Below are 9,713 nucleotides of genomic sequence, written 5' to 3'. Positions count from 1 at the left end.
TATCGGCACGCCAGGCTCAACGACCGGCACCCCATCGGGATACCGGTCGCATCACCACATCATCCGAACTCGTTATGTGCGAAGGACGGGTCTAGAGCCCGGCTCCGCCCGTGGCGTCGACGACCCGCCCGGTCACCCAGCGAGCGTCGTCGGAGGCGAGGAAGGCGACGATGTCCGCGATGTCCTCCGGCTGCCCGACCCTGCCGAGCGCGGCCACCGAAGCCGCGTACGCCTCCGCCTCCGGGTTGCCCCGCAGCCAGCCGGCGTTGACGTCGGTGTCCACGATGCCGGGCGCGACCGAGTTCACGGTGATCCCGCGCGGGCCGAGCTGCTTGGCGAGGTTGAGGGTGAAGGTGTCCAGCGCCCCCTTGGTCGCGCCGTAGGCGATGATCTCGGGCATCGCCAAGCGGGCGGCCCCGCTGGAGACGTTGATGATCCGGCCGCCGTCCCGCAGCCGCTTCAGTCCGTGCTGCACCACGAAGAACGGCGCCCGGACGTTGACCGCGAACACCTCGTCGAAGCCCTCCTCGGTCAGCGCTTCGAGGTCCGAACTGCGTCCGATCCCGGCGTTGTTCACGATGATGTCGACGCCACCGTCCGGAGCGTGCGCTCCGATCCCGGCATCGAAGGCCGCCCAGAGCGCGGCGGCGTCGCCGTGCCGGCCGAGTTCGGCGCGCAGCGCGAACGCCCGCCCGCCGTCGACCCGGATGCCCGCCACCACCTCCTCCGCCGCGGCCCCGTCCCGGGCGTAGCCGACGGCGACGGTGGCTCCGTCCCGCCCGAGCCGCCGGGCGACGGCCCGGCCGATCCCCCTGCTGCCGCCCGTGACCAGCGCCACCTTGCCCTGAAGCCCGTACGTGCCCGCACCCATGGCCGACTCCCCTCTCACCGCATCCGATAATTATTGAGTCATCACTCAAGAAAGACGCTAGCACACACTTCTTGAGCGACTGCTCTAAAATTTGGGGCATGAGCGAGGCACAGCAGACGACCGGGACACCCGCGAAGGCAGTACCCGCAGGCGCAGCACCCGACGCCCCACCCCGCCCCCGGCGCGGCCGCCCGCCGGCCTTCGACCGTGCCGAGGCCCTGGCCGCGGCCACCCGGCTGTTCTGGCAGCTCGGCTACGACGCCACCTCCGTCTCCGACCTCACCACCGCCATGGGCATCCGCCCCGGCAGCCTGTACGCGGCCTTCGGCGACAAGCGCTCACTGTTCGAGGAGGTGGTCCGCCAGTACGGCCGTTCGCCCGTCGGCGCGTTCGCGACCGTCGCGCTGACCGAGGAACCCACCGCGTACGGCGCCTTCGCCCGCATCCTGCGCGAGGCCGCCGCCATCTACCCCGACCCGTCCCATCCGGCCGGCTGCCTGGTGATCTCCGCCGCCACCAACGTCGCCCCGCAGGACGCCGGCGTCCAGGAGCTGCTGCGCGAGCTGCGCAACGCGAACCTGCGGACCTTCGAGGCCCGGCTGCAGCAGGCCCGGCAGGACGGCGAACTGCCGCCCGACGCCGATCCGAAGGCGCTGGCGGGATACCTCGGCACGGTCCTCCAGGGCATGTCCCAGCAGGCCCGGGACGGCGCCACCGCCGCCGACCTGGCCCGCACCGCCGAACTCGCCCTGCGCGCCTGGCCCTGAACCCCGGCCCCTGCCTCCCGGCCGCGCGCCCCGAACCTCCCGAACCTCGCCGTCCTCCCTGCCCACCCTTGTGCGCCCCGCCCCGCCCCGGCCCGGCCCGTACCGGTGATCGGGACACCTCCCGACCCCCGGTACGGTGGACGCCAGGATGCCGACGGGAACGAACGGCGGACGACGGCAACGGACGCCGACAGGCGGGGCGCCGACGGGCCGCGACCGGGCCCGGCGGACACCGAACGGCGTCGACATCACCGAGGGACGGGAGCGGGCCCGATGAGCGCAGAGGTGACGGAGGTCCAGGCCTTCCTGGACGGCGGTGTCGGACGGCTCGTGCTGAACCGCCCGAGGGCGCTCAACTCGCTGACCCACGGCATGGTCACCGCCCTGCGCACCGCCCTGGACGACTGGGCCGGGGACGACCGGATACGCGCCGTCGTCCTGACCGGCGCGGGCGAGCGCGGACTGTGCGCGGGCGGCGACATCCGCGCGATGCACGACGACGCCAAGGCGGGCGGAGCAGGCACCCGGGCGTTCTTCCGCGACGAGTACCGGCTGAACGCCCTGATCGCCCGCTACCCGAAGCCGTACGTCGCGGTGATGGACGGCATCACCATGGGCGGCGGCGTCGGCGTCTCCGCCCACGGCGCGGTGCGGATCGTGACCGAGCGGTCCACCGTCGCGATGCCCGAGACCCGGATCGGCATCGCCCCGGACGTCGGCGGCAGCCGGCTGCTCGCCCACACGCCGGGCGAGTTGGGCACCCACCTCGGGCTCACCGCCGCCCCGATGGGCCCGGGCGACGCCCTGCTCTGCGGATTCGCGGACCACTTCGTGCCCTCGGCGCGCATCCCGGACCTGCTCGACGCCCTGAGCCGGGGCACCGCCGCTGCGAGCGGGAGCAGCAGCAGCGAGGTCGCCGCCCTCGTCGCCGCCCTCGTCGCCGCGCACGCCGAGCCCGCACCGCCCGCCGCACTGGCCGACCGGCGCACCTGGATCGACGCCTGCTACGCGGCCGACACGGTCGAGGAGATCGTCGACCGGCTGCTGAATTCCGGTGTCCCGGAGGCGAAGGAGGCCGCCGTCGCCGTCCTGGCGAACTCCCCCACCGCCGTCAAGACCACCCTGGCCGCGCTGCGCCGCGCCCGCACGCTCCCTTCGCTGGAGGCCGTGCTCGACCAGGAGTACCGGATCTCCTGCGCCGTACTGGAGGGCCCCGACATGGTCGAGGGCATCCGTGCGCAGGTGGTCGACAAGGACCGCACCCCCCACTGGAAGCCCGGCACGCTCGCCGAGGTGACGGAGGCGGACGTCGCCCGCTTCTTCGCCCCGCGCGAGGGCGACGAGCTGGGCCTGGCCTGAACCCCGTCCCGCCTCCATCTCCTCCACCGGCACGTCTGGAGCCCGTCATGAACCACCCGGTCCCGCCGCCGACCCCGGCCGGGGACACCGACCCGCTGTCCCGGGTGCCGCTGGGCGAGCAGGTGCGCGGGCTGCTGCTGGAGGGCCTGCTGAACGGCCGCTGGCAGCCCGGGGACCGGATCGTCGAGCGGCGCCTGGCCGCCGAGTTGAACGTCAGCCAGGCGCCGGTCCGCGAGGCGCTGCGCGCACTCCAGACGCTCGGGCTGCTCGACGCCGAGCCCAACCGGGGCGTGCGGGTGCGCGAGATCGGCCCGGCCGAGCTTCGCGAGGTCTACCAGGTGCGGGCCGCGCTGGAGCGGCTGGCCGCCGAGTCGGCGGTGGTCCGGCTGGCCGGGGACACCACCGCCCTGGAGCGGCACGCCGAACGGATGGCGGCGGCCGCGGCGGCGGACGACGCGCTCGGCCAGGCCCGGCACGGGGTGGCCTTCCACCGCGAGATCGTGGCCGCCTCGGGCAACGGGACGCTGCTGCGGACCTGGGAGGGCCTCGGGATCGAGGTGTGGACGGTGCTGTCGCTGCACGAGGTCCGGCCGGAGCTGCACGAGAACGCCGCCGACCACCGGCCGCTGATCGAGGCCTTCCGGCGGCAGGACCCGGCGGTCGGGCGGCTGCTGGCCGAGCACGTCCTGGAGTACGCCCGGCGCGAGGACGCCCGACCCGAGAACGCCCGACGCGAGGACGGCCGGCGCTCCGACTGAGCCCGCCCTCGTCGGGGAGCCGACTCATCGCACTCACATAAAGTTCGCACAGAGATGATCGATCATCGCTCAAACTACCCACCAGTAGCGGTTGACGCGCCGCCCCCTTGCTCCCTACCGTCCAAGTAGTTCCATGGAGAGGAATGCTATTCCGCATCCCGGAATATGAACCTCTGAAGCGCACCGACGAAGGGGAACCACCCGTGTCCCAGCTCGACCAGCTTCCCGACCAAGACCCCGAGGAGATCGCGGAGTGGCGCGCGTCCCTCGACGCCGCCCGCGACTTCGGCGGCCCGAACCGCGCCGCCCACCTGCTGCGCCGCCTCGTCGAACACGCCGAACTGCAGCGGCTCGACGTTCCTCCGCTGCTGGACACCCCGTACGTCAACACCATCCCCACCGCCGCCGAACCGGAGTTCCCCGGCGACGAGGAGATGGAGCGCCGGATCACCGCCTGGAACCGCTGGAACGCCGCCGCCATGGTGACCAGGGGCAACCACCGCGGCGGCCTGGGCGGGCACATGGCCACCTACGCCTCCGCCGCCTGGCTGTACGAGGTGGGCTTCCAGCACTTCTTCCGCGGCAAGGAGGCCGACGGCTCCGGCGACCAGCTGTACGTCCAGGGCCACGCCGCCCCCGGCGTCTACGCCCGCGCGTTCCTGGAGGGCCGGATCTCCGAGGCCCAGCTGGACCGCTTCCGCCAGGAGGCCGCCGGCGACGGCCTGCCCTCCTACCCGCACCCGCGCAGGCTGCCCTGGTTCTGGGAGTTCCCGACCGTCTCGATGGGCCTCGGGCCGCTCTCGGCGATCCACCAGGCCCGGTTCAACCGGTACTTGGGCGCACGCGGGATCAAGGACACCTCCGGCTCGCACGTGTGGGCCTTCCTCGGCGACGGCGAGATGGACGAACCCGAGTCCACCGCCGCGCTCGCGCTGGCCGCCCGGGAGAACCTGGACAACCTCACCTTCGTGGTCAACTGCAACCTGCAGCGCCTGGACGGGCCGGTGCGCGGCAACGGCAAGATCGTGCAGGAGCTGGAGCGCCGGTTCCGGGCGGCCGGCTGGAACGTGGTCAAGTCGCTGTGGGGCGAGGCCTGGGACGAGCTGCTGGCCCGCGACACCACGGGTGCGCTGGTCCGCCGACTGGGCGAGGTGCCGGACGGGCAGTTCCAGACCTATGCCGCCTCGGACGCCGGTTACGTCCGCGAGCACCTCTTCCACGGCTCGCCCGAACTGCGGCTGCTCGCCGACACCCTGGACGACCGGCGGCTGATCGAGACCGTCGCCACCTCCCGGGGCGGCCACGAGCCGCGCAAGGTGTACGCGGCCTACCGCGCGGCACTGGAGCACCGGGGCGCACCCACGGTGGTGCTGGTGCAGACCGTCAAGGGCTGGACACTCGGCCCCGGCTTCGAGTCCCGCAACGCCAACCACCAGATGAAGAAGCTCTCCGGCGCGGAGTTCCGGGCCATGCGCGACCTGCTCGAACTCCCGATACCGGACAGCGCGTTGGCCGGCGAACTGCCCCCGTACGCCCATCCCGGCCCGGACTCGCCGGAGGCCCGCTACCTGCGCGAGCGCCGCGCCGCACTGGGCGGACCGGCACCCGCCCGCCGGGTGCGCTTCGCCCCGCTGCCCACCCCGCCCGCAAAGCCCTTCGAAACGCTGTTCAAGGGCTCCGGCAGCCAGGAGATCGCCACCACCATGGCCTTCGTCCGGCTGGTCAAGGACCTGATGCGGGACAAGGCGACCGGCCACCGGTGGGTGCCGATCGTCCCGGACGAGGCGCGCACCTTCGGCATGGAGTCGCTCTTCCCGACCGCCGGAATCTACTCCCCGCTCGGGCAGACCTACGACCCGGTCGACCGCGACCAGTTGCTCCACTACAAGGAGTCGGCGACCGGCCAGATCCTCAACGAGGGCATCACCGAGGCCGGTTCGATGGCCTCGCTGACCGCCGCCGCGACCGCGTACGCGACCCACGGCGAGCCGGTCGTCCCGTTCTACATCTTCTACTCGATGTTCGGCTGGCAGCGCACCGCCGACCAGATGTGGGCGCTGGCCGACCAGTTGGGCCGCGGCTTCCTGATCGGCGCCACCGCCGGACGCACCACCATGGCCGGCGAAGGACTGCAACACGCCGACGGACACTCCCAGTTGATCGCCTCCACCAACCCGGCCGCGCTCTGCTACGACCCGGCGTTCGGCTACGAGGTGGCCGTGATCGTCCGCGAGGGCCTGCGCCGGATGTACGGCAGCAGCGCTCAACACCCGTATGGCGAGGACGTGTTCTACTACCTCACCGTCTATAACGAGCCGCTCCGGCAGCCCGCACTCCCGGCCGGCGAGGAGGTCGCGGACGGCATCCTGCACGGCCTCTACCGCTACCGCACGGCGGACGCCGCCGCCCTGTCCCCTGCTCTGCCCACCGACCCGCCCGCCGACCCACCGCGGCTCCAGCTGCTCGCCTCCGGCACCGCCGTGCGCTGGGCGCTGGCGGCGCAGCGGCTGCTCGGCGAGGAGTGGGGCGTGGCGGCCGACGTCTGGTCCGCCCCCTCCTGGACGGAACTGCGCCGCGAGGCGCTGGACTGCGACGCGGCCAACCTGGCGCGGGCGGCGGCCGGAACCGACGGGGCGGCCCGCGTCCCCTATGTGACCCGGGCGCTGGCCGGGGCACCCGGGCCGGTGCTGGCGGTCAGCGACTGGATGCGCGCGGTGCCGGACCAGATCAGCCCCTGGGTGGAACAGGACTGGACCTCGCTGGGCACCGACGGCTTCGGCCTCTCGGACAGCCGTACGGCGGCGCGGCGGCACTTCGGGGTGGACGCCGAGTCGGTGACGGTCGCGGCGCTGGCCGCACTGGCCCGCCGGGGCGAGGTCGAGGCGGAGACCGTACGGCGGGCGGCGGAACGTTACGGCGTCCGCTTCTGACGGCTCGGTGTCCGCCCGCTCCACCGCCTGGTGACCGGCGTCTCGCATACCAAGACTGGCGCGAGGCGGGGCGCGTCGTAGATCGTTGGGTGGTCAGGGCGCGCCCACGGGCGCCGAGCAGCGGAAATGGGAGTCGACGGCGATGACCGAGACCGAGACCTACGAGACGATCCTGGTCGAGCGCAAGGGACGGGTGGGGCTGATCACGCTCAACCGGCCCAAGGCGCTCAACGCGCTGAACACCCGGCTCATGAACGAGGTGGTCGCAGCCGCGACCGCCTTCGACCGGGACCCGGAGGTCGGCTGTCTGGTGATCACCGGCTCGGAGAAGGCCTTCGCGGCCGGCGCCGACATCAAGGAGATGCAGGGCAACCGGTTCCCGGACGTCTACCTGGACGACTGGCTGGGCCCGTGGGACCGGCTCGGCGCCGTGCGCAAGCCGGTGGTCGCGGCGGTGGCCGGGTTCGCACTGGGCGGCGGGTGCGAGCTGGCGATGCTGTGCGACATCCTGCTGGCGGCGGACACCGCGAAGTTCGGACAGCCGGAGATCAAGCTCGGGGTGATCCCCGGCATCGGCGGCTCGCAGCGGCTGACCCGGGCGGTCGGCAAGGCGAAGGCCATGGAGCTGTGCCTGACCGGGCGGATGATGGGCGCCGAGGAGGCCGAGCGGGCCGGACTGGTCTCCCGGATCGTCCCGGCGGACCAGCTGCTCGCCGAGGCGCTCGCCACCGCCGAGACGATCGCGGCGATGTCCACCCCGGCCGCGATCATGATGAAGGAGAGCGTCAACCGCGCCTTCGAGACGACGCTCGCCGAGGGCGTGCGCTTCGAGCGCCGGCTCTTCCACGCGGCCTTCGCCACGGCGGACCAGAAGGAGGGCATGGCGGCCTTCGCCGAGAAGCGCCCGCCGGAGTTCCAGAACCGCTGACAACGGAGGACGTCCGGCAGGCGACAACAGGCCGCGGACGACGGACAAAAAACGGCGGACAGCGGACAGATTTCAGATGATGAAATCTGTCCGCTGAACTCTGTCCGCTGAAAGCCGTCGGCTGCCATCTGTCGGCTGCCATCCGTCCTCCGAGAGCCGCCGCCTGTTCGCCGAAGGCAGGCCGTTCGCGACCGGCCGCCGCGCTCAGTCCTCCTCCACCGCCACCGTGTTCAGCCGGGCGAGCCCACTGCGGGTGGCGGCGACCACGATCTCGTCCCCCGGGGCGAGCTGCCGGGTGCGGTCCGGGAAGTTCCACAGCAGCTGCCCGCCGTGGGCGAAGCGCACGGCGATCACCCGGACGCCGCCCGGGTCCTCCAGGTCGTGCCGGTTCAGCCCGATCAGCCCGCTGCCGTCCTCCACCTTCAACTCGGCGATCAGCAGCACGTGCCGGAGCACCGACAGCGTCCCGCGCACCTCGCGCCCCATCAGCGCCGCCGCGAAGGCAGGCGCGGCCAGGTAGGACACCGACCGGGAGGCCGCGTTGTCCAGCGTCTTGTAGAAGTGACTGGCGAAGTCGTCCTCGAACAGCCGCACCACCACCCGGACGTCGGGGTTGCCGTGGCGCGCCTCCAGGGCTGCCTCCAGGTTGGTGGCGTCGTCCCCGCTGACGGCGACCAGCGCCCGGCTGTGCTTCAGCCGGGCCCGGCGCAGCTGCTGCTCGAACGGACCGTCGCCCATCACCACCGGGATCCCCAGCGCCCGGACGGCGGCGATGCCGCGGGCCTGCGGGTCCCGCTCCATGCAGACCACCGGCACGCCCATGTCGTGCAGTTGGATCGCGACGCGGGTTCCGACGTTGCCGAGGCCGACGACGATCACGTGGTCCCGGGTGCCCGCCCCGGGGTTGCGCGGCTGCCCGCGCCGCCCGGAGCCCAGGACCTCCACCGCGATCGCGGTGGCCACCGGCGCGAAGGTGATCCCGCAGATGGTGATCACCACCTGTGCGACCCGCTGCCAGAACCCGCCGGTGCCCGTCCCGGAGGAGATGTCGGAAAGCTGGTCCGGCTGGGCCGCGCCGGCCAGGTCGAGCAGCGCGATGTAGACGGTCCAGCCGAAGTTCCGGTTGAGGTACCAAAGCACCCCGAAGGCCAGCAGCACCGCCGCGAGGGCGGTGAGCAGCACCAGCCGCATCCGGGCGCTGGTGAAGAAGCGCATGGTGTCGAGCAGCCGCCAGCGCAGCCGTCGCTTCCAGTCGATCGGCTCCCGGGGTTCGATCCGCAGCACCTGGAGCGCCGCCCTGCCGCCCGGCTCCTCCTCCTGATCGGGGTCGGCCGCGGCCACCGGTTCGCGCCGAACGCCTCCGGGTCGGATCGGCCCGTCGTCGCCGAACTCGCTGGCGAGCCGGACGAATTCGGCCGAGTCGCCCTGCTGCTCGGGCAGCAGTCGGATCCTGCCGAGGTCCTGCCGGTCGATCTGGTCGGCGACCACGCAGATCCGGTCGGAGGTGATGTCGTCGTCGAACGCGATGTGCAGGTAACGCCCTTCGATCTCCACCGAGTTGGGCCGTCCGAGCGCCGCGGAGGCGAAGGCCGGGGCGGCGGTGGCGGAACCGGAGAGCGCGGCACCGTTCTTGAGCAGCCGTTCGATGTTCTCGCCGAGCCGTTGGTTGAACATCCGGAACACGATGCGGATGTCCGGGTTGTGGTTCTGGGCGCTGAGCGCGGCGTGGATGTTCTCCTGGTCACTCCCCTCGACCAGGGCGAGACCGCGCGCGGTGCCGATGGACACCGCGCGCAGCGCCTCCTCGGTGATGCCGGCGTACTCCACGACCGCCGCGACGCCGGGCAGCTGCTCGATCTGCGGCGCGTGGTCGCGGGTCCGGTCGGCGACCAGGACGACGACCGGCACCTCGTAGTGCTCGACGAGTTCCAGGATCAGTCGATGGGCCAGCGCATTGCCCCCGCAGACGATGTAGTGCTGGCTGATCGGCTCGACCGGAGGGGTCCCCCACCCTTCAGAAGTCATACCGCCGGATGATATCGACGGGAAGTGTCCGGAGGGTGACGTTCCGGCGACCGCGGCGGATCCCCCGAACGGCCG

7 protein-coding genes are annotated in these 9,713 nt (G+C 72.6%); 5 read left to right on the top strand and 2 right to left on the bottom strand.

The annotated features are described in order from the left end of the window. Positions 1-91: 91 nt before the first annotated feature. Positions 92-871, bottom strand: coding sequence for an SDR family oxidoreductase (locus ACFVVA_RS33585; RefSeq protein ID WP_387694517.1), 780 nt, complete (start codon positions 869-871; stop codon positions 92-94). A gap of 98 nt (positions 872-969) precedes the next feature. Here ACFVVA_RS33585 and ACFVVA_RS33580 point away from each other — a divergent pair, with 98 nt between their 5' ends. The 5 genes from ACFVVA_RS33580 (at position 970) to ACFVVA_RS33560 (ending at position 7,613) form a co-directional block, all read left to right on the top strand. Continuing rightward, positions 970-1,638: a TetR/AcrR family transcriptional regulator gene (locus ACFVVA_RS33580; protein WP_387694516.1), complete on the top strand. Its 669-nt coding sequence runs from the start codon at positions 970-972 to the stop codon at positions 1,636-1,638. Between the two features lie 285 nt (positions 1,639-1,923). Continuing rightward, entirely contained in the window at positions 1,924-2,997 is a 1,074-nt protein-coding gene (locus tag ACFVVA_RS33575) for an enoyl-CoA hydratase/isomerase family protein (protein WP_387694524.1), read from the top strand. Positions 2,998-3,044: 47 nt separating this feature from the next. Further along, positions 3,045-3,755, top strand: coding sequence for a GntR family transcriptional regulator (locus tag ACFVVA_RS33570; protein WP_387694515.1), 711 nt, complete (start codon positions 3,045-3,047; stop codon positions 3,753-3,755). A 143-nt stretch (positions 3,756-3,898) separates the two neighbouring features. Beyond that, positions 3,899-6,685: a pyruvate dehydrogenase (acetyl-transferring), homodimeric type gene (aceE, locus tag ACFVVA_RS33565; RefSeq protein WP_387694514.1), complete on the top strand. Its 2,787-nt coding sequence runs from the start codon at positions 3,899-3,901 to the stop codon at positions 6,683-6,685. A 142-nt stretch (positions 6,686-6,827) separates the two neighbouring features. Further along, entirely contained in the window at positions 6,828-7,613 is a 786-nt protein-coding gene (locus ACFVVA_RS33560; protein WP_387694513.1) for an enoyl-CoA hydratase, read from the top strand. A 204-nt stretch (positions 7,614-7,817) separates the two neighbouring features. Here the strand turns inward: ACFVVA_RS33560 and ACFVVA_RS33555 are convergent, their stop codons facing one another. Next, positions 7,818-9,638, bottom strand: a complete 1,821-nt coding sequence (locus ACFVVA_RS33555) for an NAD-binding protein (protein WP_387694512.1) — start codon at positions 9,636-9,638, stop codon at positions 7,818-7,820. Positions 9,639-9,713: the final 75 nt, after the last annotated feature.

Origin of the sequence: Kitasatospora sp. NPDC058048 (genome assembly GCF_042885555.1) — a bacterium.
Taxonomy (GTDB): Bacteria; Actinomycetota; Actinomycetes; order Streptomycetales; family Streptomycetaceae; genus Kitasatospora; species Kitasatospora lactacystinica.
The sequence above is the reverse complement of the archived record's forward strand: the minus strand, read 5'-3'. Positions and strand labels throughout refer to the sequence as shown.